Raw genomic sequence first — 22,770 nt, 5'->3', positions numbered from 1 at the left:
ACTTCGTCGCCCGGCCCGCGGCTACCCACCGGGCCACACGATCGCCTGCAGTTCGCTGTAGGCGTGGAGCGCGTACGAGCCCACGTCCCGCCCCACCCCGCTCTTCTTGAAGCCGCCGAACGGCGCCTCCATGTTCCTGCCGACGGTGTTGACGCCGACCCCGCCGGCCCGCAGCCGCCGCGCCACCCGGAACGCGCGGGCGACATCGCCCGACCAGACGTAGTCGATCAGTCCGTAGTCGCTGTCGTTGGCCAGCGCCACGCCCTCCTCCTCGTCGCCGAAGGGCACCACGACCACCACCGGGCCGAAGATCTCCTCCCGGACGACACGCATGCCGTTGCCGCAGTCGGCCAGCAGCGCCGGCGCCACATAGAAGCCTCGCGCCGCATCGGGGCGCTCCCCGCCCACGATCAGACGCGCGCCCTCCTTCCTCCCCAGCTCGATGTACGACTCGACCCGCTCCCGGTGGGCGGCGGAGATCACCGGGCCGACCACCGTGTCCCGCTCCGCCGGGTCGCCGACCTTCAGCCGCCCGGCGAAGGCGCCGAGCCGCTCGACCAGCCGCTCGTACACCCCGCGCTGGGCGAGCACCCGGGTCGGCGCGGTGCAGATCTGTCCGCTGTAGAAGGCGAACGTCGTACCGATGCCCAGGACCGCGGAGTCGAGGTCGGCGTCGTCGAAGACCAGCGCGGCGCCCTTGCCGCCCAGCTCCATCAACTGCCGTTTCATGCTCCGCCCGCACACCTCGCCGATACGCTGCCCGACGGCCGTGGAGCCGGTGAAGCTGACCATGTCCACGTCGGGCGAGTCCACCGCGGCCTCCCCGACCTCCGTACGGGAACCGCTCACCACGTTGACCACCCCCGGCGGGGCGCCCGCCTCCGCCAGCGCCTCGGCCATCCGGTAGACCGACAGGGGGTCCTGCGGGGCCGGCTTCACCACGACGGTGTTGCCCATCGCGAGTGCCGGGGCGACCTTGCCCGCCGGGTTCGCCCACGGGTTGTTGTACGAGGTGATGCAGGTGACCACGCCGACCGGGCGGCGCGCGGCGAGCGCGCCGAGGACACCCGCCCGTCCCATCGGCCCGGCCTCGTTGACCTGGGGCGGCAGGCCCTGCTCGACCGGCTCCAGCGCGCCCCTCGCGTACCGGCGGAACCGGGACGCGCCGACCGCGACCTGCATGCCCCGCGCGGTGCCCGTGGTGGCGCCCGTCTCGGCGCGGGCCAGCTCCGCGTACGCGTCGAACTCGCGCTGGATGACGTCCGCGGCTCGGTCCAGGACCGCCGCCCGCTCCTCGGGGGCCGTGCGCGACCACTCCTCGAACGCGTCCCGGGCGGCCGCGGCCGCCTCGTACACCTGGTCGCGGCTCGCCTCGGGGGCGAGGCCGACGACCTCCTCGGTGGCCGGGTCGATCACCTCGTAGTGGCCCCGGTCCGGCTCGACCCACTCCCCGCCGATGAAGAGCCGCTGCCCGGGGACCGTCCGCGGCCCGGCGGACCGCCGGGTCACACGGTGCTCACCGGTCACTTGGTGCTCACCGTCCTGGTGTCCCGGCCCGAGCGCAGCACCCGGCCCGGCACGGCTCCGGTGACCCGGTCGTCGCGGATCGCCTCGACCCCGTTGACGCGCACGGACACGACGCCCAGCGCGCGAGAGTCCAGCCGCGGGCTGTCGCCGGGCAGGTCGTGCACGAGGGTCGCCGGGCCCGCGTCGATCAGCTCCGGGTCGAAGAGGACCAGGTCCGCGTGGTGGCCCTGGACGATCCGGCCGCGTTCGCGCAGCCCGAAGAGCTGCGCCGGGTCGTCGGTGAGCATCTTCACCGCGGCCTCCAGTCCCACGAGCTTCCGACCGCGCAGACAGTCGCCGAGGAACCTCGTCGTGTACGGCGCCCCGCACATCCGGTCCAGGTGCGCGCCCGCGTCGGAGCCGCCGAGCAGCACGTCCTCGTGCTGCCAGGTCTCCGCCCGAAGCGCCCAGCTGGCCGGGTCGTTGTCGGTGGGCATCGGCCACAGGACCGTGCGCAGACCGTCGTCGGCGCAGATCTCCACCAGGCACTGGAAGGGGTCCTGGCCCCGCTCGGCGGCGATGTCGCGCACGACCCGCCCGGTGAGGCCCTCGTTCCCGGCGGAGTAGGTGTCGCCGATGACGTACCGCTCGAAGTCGGCGAGCCTGCGGAAGACACCGGCCTCCTTGGAGGCGGCGTGACGCAGCATCTCCGAACGGACGTCGGGGTCGCGGAGCTTCGCGACCCGCTCCGGGACGGGCAGACCCAGGATCCCGCCCCAGCCGGGGATGAGGTTGAGGGCGCAGAAGGTGCCCAGCGACATGTTCATGGGGGTGAGGATCGGCATGGTGAGGGCGACGATCCGGCCGCCCGCGCGGCGGGCCCGTTCGCTCGGCACGAGCTGGCGGGGGACGCGTTCGGGTACGGCGGCGTCGACGGTGAGCACGTTCCAGTTGAGCGGCCGGCCCGCGGCGACGCTCATCTCGACGAGCAGGTCGATCTCCTCCTCCGCGAACCGGTCGAGGCAGCCCGCGACGATCGCCTCCAGCTGGGTGCCCTCGTGCTCGCCGACGGCGCGGGAGAGGGCGAGGAGTTCGGCGGGCTCCGCGTGGCGGGAGGCCACGGGATTGCCGTCGCCGTCGGAGTGGGTGGACGACTGGGTGGTGGACAGTCCCCAGGCGCCGGCGTCCATGGCGTCGTGGAGAAGCGTGAGCAGCTGCCGGAGCTGCTCCCCGGTGGGCCGGCCGCCGATCGCGTCCGGGCCCATGACGTGCCGGCGCAGGGCGCAGTGACCCACCATGAAGCCGGCGTTGACGGCGATGCGGCCGTCGAGCGCGTCCAGGTACTCACCGAAGGTGTGCCAGTTCCACGGCGCTCCCTCTTCGAGGGCGACCAGGGACATGCCCTCGACCTTGGACATCATCCGACGCGTGTAGTCGGCGTCCTCGGGGCGCTCCGGGTTCAGCGGCGCGAGGGTGAACCCGCAGTTGCCACCGGCGACCGTCGTCACGCCGTGGTTCAGGGACGGGGTGGCGTACGGGTCCCAGAACAGCTGGGCGTCGTAGTGCGTGTGCGGGTCGACGAAGCCGGGGGTGAGGACGAGCCCGGTCGCGTCCTCGGTGGTCCGGGCCTCCTCGGTGACGGTGCCGGGTTCGGCGATGACGGCGATGCGGCCGTCGCGGATGCCGACGTCGGCGGTGAAGGCGGGGGCGCCGGTGCCGTCGACGACGGTCGCGCGCGTGATGAGGTGGTCGAGCATGGTCGTCCCTTCGCGTGCGGGGCGCTGCGCCGGCATCGGGGTGCGGGCCTCGGTGCCATCGGCGTCGGGCGCCGGTGCGGTCGGCTGGGGGCGGTACGGTCCGGTGCGGTCGGCCGGGGACGCGGTGGGCGGGGGCGCCGTCCGCGGGTGGTGCCGTCCGCGGGGCGCCGGAGGACGGGTGCGGTGGGTACGGGCGTGGCCCGGTCGGGGGCACCGCAGCCGGCCGCGGCCGCGTGGCCCTCCGACCGGGCCGGATGCGGGAGGCGGCCCGGGATGCCACCGCCCGCGGTCCTCGGTGCACGGGCCGCGCCACGAGCCCCGCTCGGGACGCGGCCCCTGCGTCGGTCACGAGCGCCACGGGCGCCCGCCGACGGTCCGCGGCAGCCGCCGGGTGGAGGGTCCGGTCGGCAGCGGCCGGTCAGGCCGGTACGGTCCTCGGTACCGGCCGGTCGGGGCCCGTCCGTTCACGGGGGTCAGGGCAGCCGGACGGCGGGGCGGGCACACGGACGGCTGGTCCTGCGGACCGTCCGGGCCGGTCGTCCCGCACGGGCGGGGCCTCCGCCGGGCCGTCCGGGCAGGTCGGGGGCGGACCGTCGGTCCCCGCTCACGCGGACTCGCGGAAGCGGGTCGTGCGGTGGACCGGGTCCGTGTCGATCTTCGGGATGACGTGCTCGCCGACCAGCCGGATCGTCTGGAGGGTGTCCTCCTTGGAGATCCCGATCGGCAGGCCGAACGAGAGCTGGTCCGCCCCCGCCTGCTCCCACCGCTTGCACTGTGCCAGCACCTCGTCCGGGTCGCCGCAGATCAGCAGCTCCTCCTGGATGAGGAGTTCGATGAGCTCCTCGTTGAACTCGGGCAGGGTCTCCGGCCACACGGGGAATCCCTCGGGCCGCGGGAAGGTGTCGTGGTAGCGGAACACCAGCGACTGGAGGTAGTGCAGTCCGCCGCCCGCCGCTATCCGCACCGCCTCCTGGTGCGTGGGGGCGCAGACGGCGGTCGAGGTCACCATCACGTTGTCGTTGACGTAGTCACCGATGGGGTCGGCCTCGCGGATCGCGGTCTTGTACTGCTCCAGCACCCACTCCATGTCGGAGACCTTCTGGACGCTGAAGCCCAGCACGCCGAGCCCCTTGCGGGCCGCCATGGCGTAGGAGGGCGGGGATCCGGCCGCGTACCACATGGGCGGGTGGGACTTCCCGTACGGCTTGGGCAGCACCTTGCGCGGGGGCAGTGACCAGTGCTTCCCCCGGAAGCCCTCGTACTCCTCCTGGAGCCACATCTTGGGGAACTCGGCGATGGTCTCCTCCCAGATCTCCTTGGTGTGGTTCATGTCGGTGATGCCCGGGAGGAAGCCGAGGATCTCGTGCGAGCCGGCGCCGCGTCCGGAGCCGAACTCGTGGCGGCCCTCGCTGAGGTGGTCGAGCATGGCGACCTTCTCGGCGACCTTGACCGGGTGGTTGACCTGGGCAAGCGGGTTGAAGATGCCCGAGCCGAGATGGATTCGCTCGGTGGCGTGGGCGAGGTAGCCGAGGAAGACGTCGTTCGCGGAGAGGTGGGAGTACTCCTCCAGGAAGTGGTGCTCGGAGGCCCAGGCGTACTTGAAGCCGGACTCGTCCGCCTGGATGACGTACTCGGTCTCCTCCATGAGCGCCTTGTGCTCGGCGAGCGGGTCGGTCTCGGCGCGCTTGCCGACGTAACCCTGAACGAAGAGGCCGAATTCCAAGGGGGTTCACCGTCCCGTCCCTACTTTTCTGACGCATCGTCAGATTTGACTCCGTCGACTGTTCCACCGCGCGTCCGGGGCGTCAATAGAGGGAGGGCAGCATGTCTGATGAATCGTCAGATCACGCTGACACCGGCCAGCCAGCCACCGTCGACGACGAACGGCTGCCCGGTGATGTAGGAGGAGTCGTCGCAGGACAGGAACAGCGCGAGCCGCGCCACCTCCTCCGGCTGCCCGACCCTCCCGAGCGGCACGAGCTGCCGGTACAGCCCGTCCAGCGCGTCCGGGTCCGCGCCGTCCGGGTTGCTCATCGGTGTGTCCACCGCCCCCGGGCACACCGCGTTGACCCGGATCCCCTTCGCGGCGAGCTCGATCGCGGCGACCCGGGTCAGACCCAGGACCGCGTGCTTGGTCGCGGCGTACGCCCCGACGTACGACATGCCCGTGAGCGCCGTGTACGAGGCCGTGTTGACGATCGTGCCGCCGCCCGCCGCCTCGATCTCGGGCGCGACTGTCTTGATCCCCAGGAACGCGCCGACCTGGTTGACCCGGACGATCTGCTGGAACTCCTCCAGGGGGGTGCTGACCAGCTCGTTGAAGCGCAGGATACCCGCGTTGTTGACCAGGCCGTCGACCCGGCCGAAGGCGGCCTTGGCGGCGGCGACGGCGGCCGCCCAGCCTGCCTCGTCACCGACGTCGAGATGGACGTACAGGCCCCCGACCTCCTCGGCCACCGCCTCGCCCCGGTCGTCGAGCACGTCCGCGAGAACCACCCGGGCACCCTCCGCGCTGAAGAGCCGCGCCTCCTGCTCGCCCTGCCCGCGCGCCGCGCCCGTGACGACGACGACGCGCCCGTCCAGCTTTCCCATGCCGTACTCCTATCGGTCGAGATGCGGAGCCACGTCGGCGGCGAAGGCCGCCATCTGGTCGGTGAGTTCGCCGCGGCTCCGGCTGCGGAACCGCACCTGGATCTGGTCCACGCCCATGGCGCCGTACTCGCGCAGCGACTCGGCGAGCACGTCGGGCTTGCCGGTCAGCGTGCGCCGGCCCGTGTCCCAGCCGGCGTCGCCGACGTACAGGGGCTCGGTGATCGCGCCGATCACGAGGGGGCCCTCGACACCGGCCTCCTCGCGCAGCGTCCGGAGCCGGGCGATCTGCCGCGGTAGGCGGTCACGTGGATCGCCCTGGGGGAGCCAGCCGTCACCCTTGAGGGCGGCCCGTCGCACGGCGGCGGGCGAGGAGCCGCCGACCCACAGCGGCACCCGGGTCTGGACGGGCCGCGGCCTCTGGCCGAGCCCCTCGAAGGCGAACCGCTCCCCCGCGAAGCTCGGGAACTCCTCCGGCCCGAGCGCCGCCCGGAGCGCGTCGATCGTCTCGTCGAGCACGGCGCCGCGCCCCTCGAAGTCGGCGCCGACCGCCTCGAACTCCTCGCGCACGTGCCCCGCGCCGACCCCGAGGAGCAGCCGGCCGCCGGACAGGTGGTCGAGCGTCGCGTACTGCTTGGCGGTGACCAGCGGGTGGCGCAGCCCGACGACGGCGACATGACTGAGCAGCCGCACCCGCTCGGTCGCCGCGGCCAGGAAGGACAGCGTGGCGACGGGGTCGTACCAGATCGTGGACATCGCCCCGGCGAGCCGCAGCGGGATGGCGACGTGGTCGCAGACGGCGACGTACGCGAACCCGGCACGGTCGGCGGTGCGCGCGATCGCCACGAGATCGTCCGGGCCCGCGGCCGCCTCCCAGGACTCGGCGTAGATGGTGCTCTGCGACTGAACCGGGAGCTGCATCCCGTAGACCACCATGGTTCGGCCCCTTCGCCGTTGGATCCGACGTCGTCCGGCGGTCGCCCGGGCAACGAACTGACGATCCGTCACATCTGTTGGGCCTCCATGGTCTTGGCAGGTGCCTGATCGGGCAAGGGGGCTGCGGGGCACGCTCGGACGGCGCGGGCCCGGGCCGTACGCGTACGGGCGGGCGGGCTGCGGGCGGACGACAGAGGACTCCGGGGTCGGGCCGGAACCGGGAGGGTCGGGCCGGGACCGGAGGGTCGGGCCGGGACCGGAGGGTCGGGCCGGGACCGGGCCCGGCGCCGGAGACGGCGCCGGGGGCCGGCCGGTGACCGCGGGCGAACCGTGCACGGGCCGGAGAGCGTTCGGACGTGCGCGTACCCCCGTAACGCGGACGCCGTCACCCCGCGGCGGCACATGCCCGCGGCCGCGCGGAAGGCAGTAAACCCCCGCGCCATCAGCACGTTAGGAGGCGACCCGGCCCCCGGGCCACCGTGCACGGTGATCAGATCCGGCGGCGGGCCGTGCACGCTGCCCACCCGCCACCTCCAGCGCGTGGACGAGGTCGTGGATCCCCGAACCGGTCGTCAGCAGATCGCGGTTGAGGAGCCGCTCGGCGGCGCGCAGCCGCGCCCGGACCGTGTTCCGGCTCAACCCCAGCCGCGCGGCCGCAGCCCGGGCGTCCGTACCGGCGTCGATCCATGCCTCCGCGGTGCGGTGCAGATCACCGTGCCGGCTGCAGCGCAGCGGACCCACGAAGCTCTCCGCCCAGGTCACGGCGGGTACGGTGCGCAGCAGTTCGGACAGCGTCGGCGCGGCCCGGCGGTCGTCGGCGGGGCCGGGGTGGACGGCGGTCAGCGACAGGGCCAGATCGAGCGCGGCACGGGTGCGCACATCGCCGAGGTCGACGCCCAGCGCCTCTTCCGCCCGGCGGCAGTGCGCCGCCACGGTGGTGCGGCTGATCTGCAGCAGCCGCGCCACGGCGGCGCGGGGGAACGTCACCGCCAGGCGGGTGACGTCCACGGTCGGCTTGGGCACGGCGGCCAGCGGCTCCAGGAAGGCGGCGGCCCAGGCGGCGGCGGGCCGCCGGTCGAGCACCTGCACCAACGACGGCCGGCCCCGGTAGACGGCGAGCCGGTCCGGGGAGTTGCGGGCGACCGTGAGGGCGTGCAGCGCCTCTCCGTAGGCGTCGGCCGTCGCGGCGAGCGGGTGCGGCCTGCTGACGCCCAGCGCGTATCCGGGGTTCTCCCGGACCAGCCGGCACAGCACCTCACCCTGCCGCAGCCGGCCCCCGGGCTCGGTGCCCTCGGCGATGGGGCAGATCAGATGGTCCGGGTCAACCGGTCGCGGTCGGCCGGCGTGCAGTGCAGCAGATGGACCCGTACGCGCTCCGCGCCCAGCAGCGGCGGCACGTCGCCCGTCGTCATGCGCCGGGCCAGGGTGACATCGCCGCTCATCAGCGCGGTGAGCACCGCGAACCGCAGCTGGCGGGACTTCGCCTCGTAGCCGCGGGCGTTCTCGTCGGCCTCCCCCACCCGGTCGAGCAGCTCGAGGAGGCCGCCGGCGTGCGAGGCGAGCACCGCCGAGTCGCGCGGCAGCGGTGCGGACGCGGCCGTCACGAGCACCGGGCGCGGCGCCCGGCCGCCGAACGCCTCCAGGCGCACCTCCCGGCCGTCCAGGTGCGTGGTGGCCGCGGCCAGCCCACCGCCGGCGAGGGGTGCGGTGTGCTCGGGCAGTACGCGGGCGACCCCGGGCGGGAAGCCGGGTGTCGCCGCGTCGACCGAGCCCGTCCTGCCGACCCATGCGACGTCGGCCCCGATTCTGCCGCCCAGCCAGGCCAGTACGGAGGCCGGGCTCCGGCGCCGCACCAGACGCAGCAGTTCGTCGAGCCCCGTACCGTGCGTTCCCGCCTGCGCCACCGCTCCCACTCTCCCGCGGCCGTCCCGCCGCGTCCCGCACCACCGCGGACGGGGGCCGTCCACGGGCCGGGCGACCCTGGAACGCCGGTCCGGCCCGCTCCCGGCGGTGCCCGTCTCCCCGTGGAGCCGCGCACCGCCGCGACGGGCTTCCACGGACAGCCGGGACCGGCCGGCCCGGAACCCACGGCAGAGCCGACGGCGGACCCCACAGCGGAACCCTAGACGGCCCACCCGAGCGGCCACGTGGCCCCACCCCTAGGTGCTGTGGCCGGTGTGGCCCCACCCCTAGGTGCTGTGGCCGGTAACGAAACCGCCCCGGGCCGAGGACACGGCGATCACCGTGGCGGTGTCGGCCGCCGCCATCAGCGCCTGGCCGGACAGGGCGCCGCCCTCCCGGGCCAGCCGATCCGCCCACGGCAGGCGGAGGATCGCGTGCAGTTCGCCCGTTCCGACCACGGTCAGACCGAGGTCGAGCACCCAGGGGGCGAAGTTGTCGGCGAGGATCTTGTCGGCTTCGGCCGGAGTGAGCGTCATGTCCCGATGGTGGCGACGGCCGCGGGCCGATGTCCACGCCATCGACCGCGACGGCCGCGCGCCCGTCCGCGCCGGGGGATCACGGACCGGCCCAGAGCCCGTCCTCCGTCAGCCCCAGCAGCTCGATCGCGTTGCCGCGCACGATCCGCTCCACCACGTCGGGCGCCAGATGCCCCATCTGGGCCTCGCCGACCTCGCGGGACTTGGGCCAGGTGGAGTCCGAGTGCGGGTAGTCCGTCTCGTACAGGACGTTGCCGACGCCGATCGCGTCCAGGTTCCGCAGGCCGAAGGCGTCGTCGAAGAAGCAGCCGTAGACGTGCTCCGCGAAGAGTTCCGACGGCGGGCGCAGCACCTTGTCCGCGACACCCCCCCAGCCGCGGTTCTCCTCCCACACCACGTCCGCGCGCTCCAGGATGTACGGGATCCACCCGATCTGCCCCTCGGCGTACATGACGCGGAGATTCGGGAAGCGTTCGAACTTGCCGCTCATCAGCCAGTCGACCATCGAGAAGCAGCAGTTGGCGAAGGTGATGGTGGAACCGACGGCGGGCGGGGCGTCCGCGGACGTCGACGGCATCCGGGAGGAGGAGCCGATGTGCATGGCCACGACCGTGCCGGTCTCGTCGCACGCCGCCAGGAACGGGTCCCACGCGTCGGTGTGGACGGACGGCAGCCCGAGGTGCGGCGGAATCTCCGAGAACGCCACCGCCCGCACCCCGCGTGCCGCGTTGCGCCGCACCTCGGCAGCGGCGAGCTCCGCGTCCCACAGCGGGATCAGGGTGAGCGGGATCAGCCGTCCCCGCGCCTCGGGCCCGCACCACTCCTCCACCATCCAGTCGTTGTAGGCGCGCACCCCGAGCAGCCCCAGCTCACGGTCCTTCGCCTCGGTGAACGTCTGACCGCAGAAGCGGGGGAAGGTGGGGAAGCACAGGGCGGACTGGACGTGGTTGACGTCCATGTCGGCCAGCCGGTCCGGCACGCTGTACGAACCGGGCCGCATCTGCTCGTACGTGATGACCTCGAGCCTGATCTCGTCGCGGTCGTAGCCGACGGCGGTGTCGAGCCTGGTCAGCGGCCGGTGCAGATCCTCGTACACCCACCAGTCCCCCACGGGCCCCTCGTCGCCCGGCGCCCCCATGACGGGGGCGAACCTGCCGCCGAGGAACGTCATCTCCTTCAGCGGCGCGCGGACGACACGGGGGCCGCTGTCCCGGTACTTCGAAGGGAGCCGGTCCCGCCAGACGCCGGGAGGCTCCACCGTGTGGTCGTCCACCGAGATGATCTTCGGGAAGGTCTCCATGCCTCCCACGGTAGCGCCGATCTGACGGATCGTCAGCTCCGCGGTGGGCGGGATCCGGCAGATCCTGTGCAGAGCATCACCCCTTGCTGACGAGGCAGGCCCCCACAAGGCAGACTGTCGGGGGCGAACCCGCGACACGAGCGACACGAAGCGGGACGAAGGCGGTACCGGCAGGGGGTAGCGATGCACCGCGAAGACGGGCCCTCCGCACAGCCAGACATTCCGGAGCCGCGGACTCCGGACCCGTCGGACGGCGACGGGCACCTGCGCTTCAGCGTGCTCGGACCCGTCCGCGCCTGGCGGTCCGGACAGGCACTCCCCTCCGGATCACCCCAGCAGCGCGCCCTCCTCGCCGCCCTCCTCCTCCGCGAGGGCCGCACCGCCACCGCCGCCGAACTCATCGACGCGATCTGGGGCGAGGACCCGCCCTCCCAGGCCCTCGCAGCCGTACGCACCTACGCCTCACGCCTGCGCAAAGTCCTCGACCCCGGCGTCCTCGTCAGCGAATCCGGCGGATACGCCGTCCGCATCCCCGCCGACACCCTCGACCTCCAGGTCGCCCAGGAACTCGTCGCCGAAGCCGAGAAGTCACGCGCCGGCGGCGACCGCTCCCAGGCCCGCGTCCTCATCAGCAAGTCCCTCGGCCTCTGGGACGGCGAACCCCTTGCCTCCGTCCCCGGCCCCTACGCCGAGACCCAGCGCGCCCGCCTCGAGGAATGGCGCCTCCAACTCCTGGAGACCCGCCTCGAACTCGACCTCGACGTCGGCTGCCACGCCGAAGCCGTCTCCGAACTCACCGCCCTCACCGCCGCACACCCCCTGCGCGAACGCCTGCGCGAGCTCCTCATGCTCGCCCTCTACCGCAGCGGACGCCAGGCCGAGGCACTCGCCGTCTACGCCGACACCCGACGACTCCTCGCCGACGAACTCGGCGTCGACCCCCGCCCCGAACTCGCCACCCTCCAGCAGCGCATCCTCCAGGCCGACGCCGAACTCGCGCGGCCCGCCGAACAACCCGCCCCCGCCACCCCCCAACCCGCACGGCCCGCCCAACTCCCCGCCACGGTCCCCGACTTCACCGGCCGCGCCTCCTTCGTCCTCGAACTCGGCCGACACCTCGCCTCCGCCGAAGGCTCCGTCATGGCCGTCTCCGCCCTCGCCGGCATCGGCGGCGTCGGCAAGACCACCCTCGCCGTCCACGTCGCCCACGAAGCCAAACCCCACTTCCCCGACGGACAGCTCTACGTCGACCTCCAGGGCGCCGGCGCCCGCGCCGCCGAACCCGACACCGTCCTCGGCGCCTTCCTCCGCGCCCTCGGCACCGCCGACACCGCCATCCCCGACACCCTCGACGAACGCGCCGCCCTCTTCCGCTCCCTCCTCGACGGCCGCCGCGTCCTCGTCCTCCTCGACAACGCACGCGACGCCGCCCAGATCCGGCCCCTGCTGCCCGGCACCGCCGGCTGCGCCGCCCTCGTCACCAGCCGCGTCCGCATGGTCGACCTCGCCGGAGCCCACCTCGTCGACCTCGACGTCATGTCCCCCGACGAAGCCCTCCAGCTCTTCACCCGCATCGTCGGCGAAGAACGCGTCACCGCCGAACGCGAAGCCGCCCTCGACGTCGTCGCCGCCTGCGGCTTCCTCCCCCTCGCCATCCGCATCGCCGCATCCCGCCTCGCCGCCCGCCGCACCTGGACCGTGTCCGTCCTCGCCGCCAAACTCGCCGACGAACGCTGCCGCCTCGACGAACTCCAGGCCGGCGACCTCGCCGTCAAGGCCACCTTCGAACTCGGCTACGGCCAGCTCGAACCCGCCCAGGCCCGCGCCTTCCGCCTCCTCGGCCTCGCCGACGGCCCCGACATCTCCCTCACCGCCGCCGCGGCCACCCTCGGGCTCCCCGAACACGACACCGAAGACCTCCTCGAAGCCCTCGTCGACACCTCACTCCTCGAATCCGCCGCCCCCGGCCGCTACCGCTTCCACGACCTCGTCCGCCTCTACGCGCGTGCCTGCGCCGAACGAGACGAACAACCCCCGGCGGAACGCGAAGCCGCCCTGTCCAGGCTGCTGGACTTCTACCTCGCCACCACGGCCCGCGTCTTCGCCCTCGAACGGCCCGGCGACCGGCTCGTCGACCACCTCGCCTCCACCGTGTACGCCGGACTCGCCTTCACCGACCGCCACGAAGCCCTCGACTGGCTCTACCGCGAGGCCAACTCCCTCCTCGCCTGCGCCCGCCAGTCCTTCGTCGGCACCCGGCTGCGCCGCGCCGTCGACCTGCTGTGGGCCGCCAAGGACCTCGCCGAGTCCGGCGCCAACAGCAAGCAGTACGAATCCACGGCACTCGCGGCACGCGACGCCACCCTCGCCGCGGACGACCCCCACGCCGCAGGGCGCGTACGCACCGCCCTGACCAACGTCCACCTCGTCGCCGGACGATACGAACAGGCCGACGAAGAAGCCCGCACCGCACGGGAGCTGGCCACCCGCGCCCAGGACCCGGCGCCCCTCTACTGGGCCGACAACGACCAGGGCATCGCCGCCGCCGCCACCGGCCGCTACGAAGAAGCCGAACAGCACCTCGTGAACGCCGCCGAACGCGCCCGCGCCGACGGCCACCTTCCCGGCGCGGCGAGCGCCCTGTGCAACCTCTCCCGCGTACACCTCTTCCTCGGACGCACCGGCGAGGCAATCGACCTCGCCCAGCAAGGTGTGGCTATCTACGACAAACTCGGACTCACCGTCCGGCTCGCCAACGGCCGCTACGCCCTCGGAGTCGCCCTCACGGAGGCGAACCGCACCGCCGAGGCACTGGAGCAACTCGCCGCGGCACTCCAGATCTTCATCAAAGACCGCCAGCGGCTCTGGGAAGGGACGACACACTTCCGCATCGCCCAGGCCCACCTCAACGTCCGCAAGCCGGCCCAGGCAGCGCAGCACGCCGAACAAGCCCTTGCCAGCGGCTACATGGGCGGTGAACGCATGCGCGCCAGCATTCTCACCACCCTCGGCGAAGCCCTCCACGCGCTCGGACAGACCGACCGCGCCCGCGCCTGCTGGCGGGAGGCACTCGCCTACTACGAGCAGACCGGCGCCCGCGACGCCGAACGGCTCAAGGCCCTCCTGACACCGGCGACAGCCGCCTGAACTGCACGAATCGGGTCGTTCAGCATTCGTTTATGCCCGTCCGGCAGTCTCTAGCCAACGGTCCGTCGCAACGGGGGGCAGACGGGTCGCGAGAGGCTCACCACTAAGGTGAGCAGTCCCGAAACGCCCGTTCGGCGACCCACGGGGGAGTCGCCGAACGGGGGTTTCAACTGGCTCGAACAAACGGGGAGCTGAGCACCATGAGCGCCGAGAAGAAGATCGAAGAGATCGTCACGATGGACAACCACCTGCCGGCCCCGCCCAAGGACGGCGGCGCCACCAAGCAGGACAACCACCTGCCCACCCCGCCCAAGGACGGCGGCGCCACCACGCAGGACAGCACCACCGTGACGACCATGGACAACCACCTGCCGGCCCCGCCCATGGACGGCGGCATCACCACCATGGACAACCACCTGCCGGCGCCCCCCAAGCCCTGAGACCGCACACGACGGGGAGCGGCCGCGGCGGCGCGGAGGGGGAGCCGCCGCGGCCGCGGTGCGTTCAGCGGGCGTGCGCCTCGGCGCGCGCCCGCAGTTCCGTCTTCAGCACCTTCCCGCCCGCGTTCCTCGGCAGCTCCGTCACGAACTCCACCGACCGCGGCACCTTGTAGTTCGCCATCTCCCGCCGCGCCCAGGCGATCAGATCGTCCGCCGTCAGCGTCGAACCCGCCCGGCGCACCGCGTACGCCTTCCCCACCTCGCCCAGCCGCCCGTCCGGCACGCCGATCACCGCCACGTCCGCCACATCCGGGTGCACGCCCAGGAGTTGCTCGATCTCCGCCGGATACGCGTTGAAGCCGCCCACGACGAACATGTCCTTGATCCGGTCGGTGATCCGCAGGTTCCCCGCCGCGTCGAGGACCCCCACATCGCCCGTGTGCAGCCAGCCGTCCGCGTCCACCGCCTCCGCCGTGGCCACCGGATCCTCGAAGTACCCCTGCATCACGTTGTGCCCGCGCACCAGGATCTCCCCCGGCTCCCCCGGCCCGGCCCCGACCCGCACCTCGGTGCCCGGAATGGCCCGCCCCGACGTCGACGCGATCGTGGCCGGGTCGTCGCCGCGCCGGCACATCGTCACGATGCCCGACGCCTCCGACAGCCCGTACGCCGTGAGCACCGTCCCGATGCGCAGCTCCTCCCGCAGCCGCTCCACCAGACGCAGCGGCACCACGGCCGCCCCCGTGACCACCAGCCGCAGCGCCGACAGGTCGTACGCGTCCCGGGCCGGATGGTCCAGCAGGGACTGGTGGAGCGTCGGCGGGCCCGGCAGGACCGAGATCCGCTCGGACGCGATGTTCGCCAGCACCGTGTCCACGCCGAACACCGGCTGCGGCACCATCGTCGCACCCCGCATCAGACACGCGACGATCCCCGCCTTGTAGCCGAAGGTGTGGAAGAACGGGTTCACGATCAGATAGCGGTCCCCCTGGCGCAGGCCCGCCAGCTCCGCCCAGATGGCATAGCAGCGCAGCGTCTGCGCGTGAGTGATCACCGCTCCCTTCGGCGCCCCCGTCGTGCCCGAGGTGAAGACGATGTCCGACGGATCCGACGGCACCACCGCGTCGGCCCGGGCACGCACCCGGGACACCGGCACCGCGTCCCCGCCCGCGAGGAAGTCCTTCCAGGTGCGGTATTCCTCCGGCGCGCTGTCCGAGAACACCACCACCTGCTCCAGGTGCGGCAGTTCGACCTCGGCACGCCGTAACGAGGCCACGTAGGAGGTTCCGAGGAATGTGCCGGTGACGAACAGCAGCCTCGCCCGGGAACGGGCCAGGACGTACGCCGCCTCCGTGCCCTTGAACCGGGTGTTGAGGGGCACGAGCACCGCGCCGGCCGACACCGCGCCCAGGGCGGAGACGATCCACTCCAGCGTGTTCGGCGCCCAGACGGCCACCCGGTCGCCCGGTTCCACGCCCGCGGCGACACAGGCGGCGGCCGCACGTTCGACGCGTTCGCCCAACTCGGCGTAGCTCACCCGGGTACGGCCCTCGACCACCGCCTCCCGGCCTCCATGGCGTTCCGCGGCACTCCGCACCAGCCTCGGGATGGAGCCCCACTCCAGGTCGCCGCGCATAGCCCGAACCTCCCGCCGTCGACTGCGCCCCAGTAGCTGACTACCCGTCAGATTACCTGTACGCTCCCCCGCATGGCGACCCTCAAGGACGCGACCGCGATAGCCGGAATCGGGCAGACCGCCTTCGCGAAACACCTCCCCGCATCCGAGAAGACCCTGGCCTGCCGGGCCATCCTCGCCGCCCTCGACGACGCCGGCGTGAGCCCCGCCGAGGTCGACGCCTTCGCCTCCTACACCATGGAGGAGACCGACGAGGTCGAAATCGCCAAGACGATCGGCGCGGGGGACGTCACCTTCTTCAGCAAGGTCGGATACGGCGGCGGCGGTTCCTGCGCGACCGTCGCCCACCTCGCCGCGGCCATCGCCACCGGGCAGGCAGGCGTAGGCGTCGCCTGGCGCTCCCGGAAGCGCGGCTCCGGACCCCGCCCCTGGAAGAACACCTCCGTACAGCTGCCCACCCCCGGGCAGTGGACCCGGCCCTTCGGGCTGCTGCGGCCGGCGGACGAGATCGGCATGCTCACCCGGCGCTACATGCACGAGTACGGCGCCACCCGCGACCACCTCTTCAACGTCGCCCTCGCCTGCCGCAACCGCGCCAACCAGAACCCGGCCGCGATCATGTACGAGCGGCCGCTGACCCGCGAGATGTACATGACGGCACGCTGGATCAGCGAACCGCTGTGCCTCTTCGACAACTGCCTCGAGACGGACGGGGCGCTGGCCTGCGTCGTCGTCAGCGCCGAGCGCGCCCGCGACTGCCGCCACCGGCCCGTCTACATCCACTCCGTCGCCCAGGGCCTGCCCGCCCAGCACCACGGCATGGTCAACTACTGGAACGACGACCCGCTGACCGGGCCCGCCTGGACCGCGGCCCGGCAGCTGTGGAAGACCGCCGACCTCGCACCGCGGGACGTCGACGTCGCCCAGATCTACGACGCGTTCACCCCGTTGATCCCGCTGTCACTGGAGGGCTACGGCTTCTGCGGGCGCGGGGAGGGCGGGCCGTTCACCGAGGGAGGCGCCCTGGAGATCGGCGGCCGACTCCCACTCAACACCGGGGGCGGCGGGCTCAGCGAGGCGTACGTCCACGGATTCAACCTGATCAACGAGGGCGTGAAGCAGTTGCGCGGCGTCTCCACGGCGCAGGTGCCGGATGCGTCGACGTGTCTGGTGACGGCGGGCGAGGGTGTCCCGACTTCGGCGCTGCTTCTGAGGAGTTGAACTGACAGATGACAGATTCTGATTCCGGGTATCTGACACCCGTCATCGACGAGGACGGCGCTCCCTTCTGGGAGTACGCCGCGCAAGGACAGCTCCGCGTCCAGGCCTGCTCCTCCTGCGACGAGCTGCGCTTCCCTCCGCGTCCCTGCTGCCCCCGCTGCCAGTCCTTCGACAGCGACTGGCGGCGCATGAGCGGCCGCGGCCGGATCTGGTCGTACGTCCTGCCGCACCCCCCGCTACTCCCCGGCTACGCCGAGCAGGCCCCGTACAACACGGTCGTCGTCGAACTCGCGGACGCCCCCCACATCCGGCTGGTCGGGAACGTCGTGGCCTCCGCGGACGCCCCGCTGAACTCGGTCGACCCGGCTCGGCTGCGCGTCGGGGCCCCGGTGCGGGTGGCGTTCACGGTGGCGGGTGGCGGGGTGGCCGTGCCGCGCTGGCTGCTGGAGCGGTGATGCCGGGGTCCGGCGTGCGGGTGGAGCGGGACGAGGAGTCCGGGGTCGCCGTCGTCACCCTCGACCGGCCGGATCGGCACAACGCCGTCGACCTGGCCATGGCCGAGGAACTGTCCGGCGTCTGGCACGGGTTCCGCTTCGACGACTCCGTGCGCGCGGTTGTGGTCACCGGCGCCGGCGGGAAGGCGTTCTGCACCGGCGTCGACCGGTCCGCCGTCGTGCCCCAGCCGGCGTCGCCGTACTCGGTGGACGATCCGCTGGTGCGGATCGGGCCGAAGGCGAACGACCTGTGGAAACCGGTGGTCGCCGCGGTGCGCGGGCTGGCGTGCGGCGGCGCGTTCTATCTGCTCGGTGAGGCGGAGTTCCTGGTCGCCGCCGAGGACGCCGTGTTCTTCGACCCGCACACCACGTACGGCATGGTCAGCGCGTACGAGTCGGTGTACATGGCGATGCGGATGCCGTTCGGGGAGGTGGCCAGGACGGCGCTGATGGGCACGGCCGAGCGGCTGTCGGCCCGGCGGGCGTACGAGACCGGGCTGGTCAGCGAGTTGGCCCCGCCCGGCGAGGAGGTGGAGGCAGCGGTGCGCTGCGCGGCGGTGATCGCCTCGTATCCGACGGAGGCGGTACAGGGGACGGTCCGTGCGGTGTGGTCGGCGAAGGAGGCGGTCCGCGCGCAGGCGCTGGCGCACGCGCCGCAGTTGGTGACGCTGGGGAACCTGCCGCCGGAGCGGCAGGCGGAGCTGTTCGCCGCGCGCCGGGCGGGGTTCCGGTTGCGCTGACGCCATGGCTCGCGGTCGGTGGGCGCGCGTCTGCCGGGCCTTCCGGGGCCGGCGGAAGCTGCGTTTCCCATCGCCTGGTCGCAGGACCCCGGGAAGCGCTGGTCCCGGGACCGCGTGCCTGGGCGCCCTGCGTCATGGAGGTCCGGCAGTTGCCTCGTCGACGGGGCCGCCGCCCGCGCCGTGAGCGAGGTGGTCGGCGACTGGGCGTCCAGTCTGCGCGGCAGAGGCATGGCCCCGTATCGCTGTTGACGAGGACTGCCACCTGCGGGTTTGCTGGCCCGATGTCCCGCCTTCGCATCGAAAAGGTGGACGGCGACGCCACGGTCCACGACTGGCAGTACGTCCACAACCTCGTCATCCCCACGCACCACCGGTCGCTCGACGAGGTGCGCGAACGTTCTCAGCACAACGTTCTGGAGGTCGCCTATCTCGACAAGACCCTGATCGGATGCACGACGGTTCGCCCACCCACAAGCGAGACACCCGTGGCGACCGTCATCGCTCGTGTCCTCCCCAACCACCGCGGCCGGGGTCTCGGTGCAGAACTCTATGAGCGTGGTCTCGCGCAGGCGAGGGAACTCGGCGCCGAGGCCATCGAGACAGTGGTACTGGCATCCAACACAGACGGCCTCCGCTTCGCACAGCAGCGCGGATTCGTGGAGATCGACGAGTACCTGTTGCCGGGCGAGACGATCCCCTGGCTCGATCTCCGGCTGCAGGCCGACGAGGTCACCCGCTGAATCACCGGCACCTTGCCGACGAAAACGACACCTCACCGACGACCGCCCCGCCCGCACCCCCGCTGGCGGGGCGTCGCCATCACACGTCGTCGGCACCGTGAACGCCGCCTTCGTCGGCATTTTCAACGCCGGGCAACACGGGCGGGCACGGGCTTCTCCTCGGTGGGGCGGTCACCAATGTGGCGACGGGGTGCGGTGGGGCGGGTGGGGGTGATTGCGGCGGCTGGTGGTGAGTGCGGGACGCCCGGTCGGCCGTATGGAAGGTGAGCACCGTGTGCCGGTACTGCCCGTGGCGGGCCCCGTCCCCGGGTGGGGCGGGTGCGGGGCGGGGGCCGGTTCAAGGGTCGCGATCGGGGTACCACGGGCGTAGCGTCGTGCTGCGGAGAGGAGGCCGGCCATGGTCCGCAACGTCGTCGGGTCGGTCCTGGCTCTCGCCGGAGCGGCGGTCGCCGTATGCGGCCCCTTCCGTGTCTGGTTCGACGGCCGTCTCGGCATCGACTACCGGATCCAGGATCTGTTCGGCGGTATCACGGACGCGCAGACGGAGGTCATGTCGTCGATCGCGCTGCCGTATGCGTTCTCCGCGCTGGTGGCGTTGCTCGGTGTGGTGCTGCGGTCGCGGTTGCTGGTGGCGCTGGCGGGGCTGGTGGTGCTGGGGTTCACGGTCCTGTGGATGGTGCGCCAGGGTCAGGCGGCGGGCTATCTGTCGGTGGGGGGTGATCTGCCGGGGCTGGGTGACGGGGTCGCGGCGGCGCTGGGCGGCGGTCTTCTGCTCTTGCTGGCGGCGGTCGTGATGCGGGGGCGTGCGCCGAGGGTCGTGGGGTTCGAGGAACCGGGCTACGACGGTCCGCCGGAGGATCCGGCCGGTTATCCGCCGGGGGATCCGGGGGCGTATCCGGCCGGCTACCCGGGGGATCCGGGTGCGTACCCGCCGGAGGAGACGGGTCCGTACGCGTGGTCGCCGGAGCCGGACGACACGCAGCGGTTGCCGACGTACCCGCCTCCTCCGCCGTACGGGTCGGGGCCGCGGCAGCCTCGGCGGGACCCGTACGGTGCGGGTCCGGCTCAGGATCCGTTCCGTGACGAGGGTCGCGGGCCGTAGTTCTGGCGTCCGTCCCGGCCGGGGGCCGGGTGGCTTCCGGCCGCGGATCCGCCGAGGTTACCGGGGTGCGGTGGTGCGACCGGTGGCGGTTCCCTTGGCGGCGTCGAGGGCGTAGACGCAGCGGTCCTTGGAGCAGGCGTAGACGACGCCGTTGCGGGCGACGGGTGAGCCGGTGATCTCGCCGCCGGTGGCGAGTTTCCAGCGGAGTTGTCCGCCGGCCGCGTCGAGGGTGTAGAGCACGTGGTCGGCTGACCCGAAGTGGATCCGGCCGTCGGCGACGACGGGGCTGCCGGTGACCTCGCCGCCGGCGGCGAACCTCCATCTGGGGGTGCCGGTGACGGTGTCGAGGGTGTAGAGGGCGCTGCCGCTGCCGACGTGGACGCTGCCGTCGGCGACGAGGACGGGTTCGACGGACTGGCGGGCCTCGGTGGCGATGCGCCAGCGGTCCTTTCCGGTGGTGGCGTCGAGGGCGTAGACGGTGCCCAGGTAGTCGGCGAGGTAGACGCCGCCGCCGGTGACGGCGGGGCCGGGGGCGAAGGCGGGTGGGGAGAGGAAGACCGCCGGGGCTTCGAAGTGCCAGCGCACGTGGCCGGTGATGGTGTCGACGCACAGGACGCGGGTGCCGGCGGCGAGGTAGGTGCAGCCGTCGGGGGCCTGGGTGACGCGTACGGGTGCGCCGCCGCAGGAGGCGGCGTCGCCGACGGGGTAGGACCAGCGTTCGGTGCCGGTGCGGGCGTCGAGGGCCTGGAGGCGGGCGTTGCGCCACACGTAGACGGTGTCGTCGCGGAGTGCGGGTCCGGCTTCTGGGGTTTCGAAGTCGCTCTGGGCTCCGGTGATCTCCCAGAGTTTTTCGCCGTTGGAGGCTTCCCAGCCCTGGACGCCGCCGCCGCGGGTGGCGGTGACGACGGTGCCGCGGGCGGCTTTGAGGGAGTAGACCCAGGCGTCGGTCTGGGCGCGCCAGCGTTCGCCGCCGTCGTTGGCGTCGAGGGCGTAGAGGGTGGGTCCGTCGGAGGCGTGGATGCGTCCGCCGTGGACGGTCATGGCCCAGGCGACGTCGCGGGTCTTGAACTGGCGGCGGCCGCTGGCGACGTCGAGGGCGTGTACCTCGAAGGAGGTGACGTAGAGGAGGTCGCCGTCGACGACGGGGGTGCCCCAGACGTCGTTGGACATGCGGAAGCGCCAGGGGCGCCAGCGTGCGGGGCCGGTGTCCGGGGGTGTGGTGGGTGCGGGTACGGGCGGGGCGGCGGTCATGGCGTTGGTGGCGGCTTCTCCGCCGGGCGGGCGGACCCAGCCGGTGGCGGGGCCGGCGTCGACGGCGTCGGGGCGGGCGTCGGCCGCGGCGCGGGGGCCGGGGCCGATGGGGACCTTGGCGCCGGGCAGCCGGACGGGGCCGTGGTCGGGGCCGGGCGGGGCGTGCTGGGGGCGGACGGGCGCGGTGTTGCGGGGGTCGGGTCCGCGGGTGTGCCGGGCGGCGACGGGGGCGTGTTCGGGCCTGGGGGGTGCGGGGGGTGTGTGGGGGCGGGGCCGGGCTGCGGGGCCGCCGGTGCCGGGCAGTCGTCCGCCGCGGCGGTCCTCGATGAGGGAGACGGCGCGGCCGGGCAGCCAGGCGGAGGCGGTGCCGCTGTCGTCGCCGCCGGAGGAGAACAGGTGCGGTGCGAGTTGTGCCTGGAGGTCCTCGGGGCTGGGCCGGAGGGCGGCGTCCATCTGCATGCAGGATTCGATGAGGGGGCGCAGTTCGTCGGGGAGTCCGGCCAGGTCGGGGCCTTCGCGCAGGAGCATGAAGACGGTTTCGACGGGGTTGGCGCCGTGGAAGGGGGCGTGTCCGGTGGCGGCGAAGACGAGGGTGGAGCCGAGGGAGAAGACGTCGCTGGCGCCGGTGACGCTGCGGGAGTCGCGGGCCTGCTCGGGCGACATGTAGGCGGGGGTGCCGACGGCGACGTTGGTCATGGTGAGGCGGGTGTTGGAGACGCCTGACGCGATACCGAAGTCGATCACACGGGGGCCGTCCTCGACGACGAGGACGTTGGACGGCTTGAGGTCGCGGTGGACCAGGCCCGCGCCGTGGATGGACTGGAGGGCCTCGGCGATTCCGGCTGCCAGCCAGCGGACCGCCTGGGCGGGCAGGGGTCCGCACTCGTTCACTATTTCCTCGAGGGAGGGGGCGGGGACGTAGGCGGTGGCGAGCCAGGGCACGGCGGCGCGCGGGTCGGCGTCCACGACGGCCGCGGTGTAGAAGCCGGAGACCGCTCGTGCCGCTTCGACCTCGCGGGTGAAGCGGACGCGGAACAGTTGGTCCTCGGCGAGCTCCGTGCGCACCGTTTTGATCGCCACGCGCCGGCCGGACGCCGACCGTGCGAGATAGACCAGCCCCATGCCGCCGGCTCCGAGCCGTCCCAGCACCTCGAAGGGGCCGATCCGCCTCGGGTCGTGCTGCGTCAGCTGCTCCACTTCGCCTGCCACCTCCCCGTAGGGGCCATGTAGGTACGGCCCCGTCGCCACCTGATTGTTCCTGCCGGAGGGCGCGGTTGCGAACCCGGGGCGGTATCGGGGTGTCTCGGGCTATTTTGCCGGGCTGCCGGGGTGTGGCGGGCGGGTTCGGTGGGTTCGGCGGCTTCAGTCGGTGGGCGGGCCGGGGGTGTCGGGCCCGCGTTCGGGGGCGGGGCCGTCCGGGTGTTCGGTTCGCGGTCCGGCCTGGCCGCCTCCGGGCGGTTCCGCGTCGGGTCC

The 22,770-nt window shown here is 73.0% G+C and carries 17 protein-coding genes and 1 pseudogene; 7 read left to right on the top strand and 11 right to left on the bottom strand.

Going from position 1 to position 22,770, the window contains the following annotated elements; translation table 11 throughout:
• Nucleotides 1-21: 21 nt before the first annotated feature.
• The 9 genes and pseudogenes from QMZ92_RS21430 to QMZ92_RS21390 all read right to left on the bottom strand — a co-directional run bounded on the left by QMZ92_RS21430 (nucleotide 22) and on the right by QMZ92_RS21390 (nucleotide 10,526).
• Nucleotides 22-1,527, bottom strand: a complete 1,506-nt coding sequence (locus QMZ92_RS21430) for an aldehyde dehydrogenase family protein (protein WP_283299004.1) — start codon at nucleotides 1,525-1,527, stop codon at nucleotides 22-24.
• Nucleotides 1,524-3,299 (bottom strand): N-acyl-D-amino-acid deacylase family protein, encoded by a 1,776-nt coding sequence (locus QMZ92_RS21425; protein WP_283299003.1) that lies wholly within the window; start codon nucleotides 3,297-3,299, stop codon nucleotides 1,524-1,526. The genes QMZ92_RS21430 and QMZ92_RS21425 overlap by 4 nt, the downstream gene beginning before the upstream one ends.
• Before the next feature lie 568 nt (nucleotides 3,300-3,867).
• Nucleotides 3,868-4,986 (bottom strand): LLM class flavin-dependent oxidoreductase, encoded by a 1,119-nt coding sequence (locus tag QMZ92_RS21420; protein WP_283299002.1) that lies wholly within the window; start codon nucleotides 4,984-4,986, stop codon nucleotides 3,868-3,870.
• Between the two features lie 116 nt (nucleotides 4,987-5,102).
• Nucleotides 5,103-5,855, bottom strand: coding sequence for an SDR family NAD(P)-dependent oxidoreductase (locus QMZ92_RS21415; protein ID WP_283299001.1), 753 nt, complete (start codon nucleotides 5,853-5,855; stop codon nucleotides 5,103-5,105).
• A 9-nt stretch (nucleotides 5,856-5,864) separates the two neighbouring features.
• Nucleotides 5,865-6,788: an LLM class F420-dependent oxidoreductase gene (locus QMZ92_RS21410; RefSeq protein ID WP_283299000.1), complete on the bottom strand. Its 924-nt coding sequence runs from the start codon at nucleotides 6,786-6,788 to the stop codon at nucleotides 5,865-5,867.
• Between the two features lie 450 nt (nucleotides 6,789-7,238).
• Nucleotides 7,239-8,042, bottom strand: coding sequence for a helix-turn-helix domain-containing protein (locus QMZ92_RS21405; protein WP_283298999.1), 804 nt, complete (start codon nucleotides 8,040-8,042; stop codon nucleotides 7,239-7,241).
• Nucleotides 8,043-8,095: 53 nt separating this feature from the next.
• Nucleotides 8,096-8,692, bottom strand: coding sequence for a hypothetical protein (locus QMZ92_RS21400; protein WP_283298998.1), 597 nt, complete (start codon nucleotides 8,690-8,692; stop codon nucleotides 8,096-8,098).
• A gap of 303 nt (nucleotides 8,693-8,995) precedes the next feature.
• Nucleotides 8,996-9,226, bottom strand: a pseudogene (locus QMZ92_RS21395) (hotdog fold domain-containing protein); the annotation flags it as partial.
• Nucleotides 9,227-9,305: 79 nt separating this feature from the next.
• Nucleotides 9,306-10,526, bottom strand: coding sequence for an amidohydrolase family protein (locus tag QMZ92_RS21390; protein WP_283298997.1), 1,221 nt, complete (start codon nucleotides 10,524-10,526; stop codon nucleotides 9,306-9,308).
• Between the two features lie 183 nt (nucleotides 10,527-10,709).
• On the opposite strand from QMZ92_RS21390, the gene afsR reads away from it, so the two are divergent.
• Both afsR and QMZ92_RS21380 read left to right on the top strand, forming a co-directional pair.
• The gene (gene afsR / locus QMZ92_RS21385) at nucleotides 10,710-13,673 is read left to right on the top strand and encodes an SARP-family global regulator AfsR (protein WP_283298996.1); all 2,964 of its coding nucleotides are present in this window, start codon (nucleotides 10,710-10,712) and stop codon (nucleotides 13,671-13,673) included.
• 200 nt (nucleotides 13,674-13,873) lie between these two features.
• Entirely contained in the window at nucleotides 13,874-14,113 is a 240-nt protein-coding gene (locus tag QMZ92_RS21380) for a hypothetical protein (protein WP_283298995.1), read from the top strand.
• A gap of 64 nt (nucleotides 14,114-14,177) precedes the next feature.
• Here the strand turns inward: QMZ92_RS21380 and QMZ92_RS21375 are convergent, their stop codons facing one another.
• The gene (locus QMZ92_RS21375) at nucleotides 14,178-15,749 is read right to left on the bottom strand and encodes a FadD3 family acyl-CoA ligase (RefSeq protein WP_283298994.1); all 1,572 of its coding nucleotides are present in this window, start codon (nucleotides 15,747-15,749) and stop codon (nucleotides 14,178-14,180) included.
• Nucleotides 15,750-15,821: 72 nt separating this feature from the next.
• Between QMZ92_RS21375 and QMZ92_RS21370 the strand changes: the two genes are divergently transcribed.
• The 5 genes from QMZ92_RS21370 to QMZ92_RS21350 all read left to right on the top strand — a co-directional run bounded on the left by QMZ92_RS21370 (nucleotide 15,822) and on the right by QMZ92_RS21350 (nucleotide 20,046).
• Nucleotides 15,822-16,970, top strand: a complete 1,149-nt coding sequence (locus QMZ92_RS21370) for a lipid-transfer protein (protein WP_283298993.1) — start codon at nucleotides 15,822-15,824, stop codon at nucleotides 16,968-16,970.
• Nucleotides 16,971-16,978: 8 nt separating this feature from the next.
• Nucleotides 16,979-17,425, top strand: a complete 447-nt coding sequence (locus QMZ92_RS21365) for a Zn-ribbon domain-containing OB-fold protein (RefSeq protein ID WP_283298992.1) — start codon at nucleotides 16,979-16,981, stop codon at nucleotides 17,423-17,425.
• Nucleotides 17,425-18,204, top strand: a complete 780-nt coding sequence (locus QMZ92_RS21360) for an enoyl-CoA hydratase/isomerase family protein (RefSeq protein WP_283298991.1) — start codon at nucleotides 17,425-17,427, stop codon at nucleotides 18,202-18,204. The genes QMZ92_RS21365 and QMZ92_RS21360 overlap by 1 nt, the downstream gene beginning before the upstream one ends.
• Before the next feature lie 281 nt (nucleotides 18,205-18,485).
• Complete coding sequence (locus QMZ92_RS21355; protein WP_283298990.1) at nucleotides 18,486-18,944, top strand: GNAT family N-acetyltransferase; 459 nt, start codon at nucleotides 18,486-18,488, stop codon at nucleotides 18,942-18,944.
• Between the two features lie 397 nt (nucleotides 18,945-19,341).
• Entirely contained in the window at nucleotides 19,342-20,046 is a 705-nt protein-coding gene (locus QMZ92_RS21350) for a hypothetical protein (RefSeq protein WP_283298989.1), read from the top strand.
• A 57-nt stretch (nucleotides 20,047-20,103) separates the two neighbouring features.
• On the opposite strand, the gene afsK is transcribed toward QMZ92_RS21350, so the two are convergent.
• Nucleotides 20,104-22,494, bottom strand: a complete 2,391-nt coding sequence (gene afsK, locus QMZ92_RS21345) for a protein serine/threonine kinase AfsK (RefSeq protein ID WP_283298988.1) — start codon at nucleotides 22,492-22,494, stop codon at nucleotides 20,104-20,106.
• Nucleotides 22,495-22,770 lie beyond the last annotated feature (276 nt).

This window comes from Streptomyces sp. HNM0645 (assembly GCF_030056615.1).
Lineage (GTDB): Bacteria > Actinomycetota > Actinomycetes > Streptomycetales > Streptomycetaceae > Streptomyces > Streptomyces marianii.
Note: the sequence above shows the minus strand (reverse complement) of the source record. Positions and strands in the feature narration are given on the sequence as shown.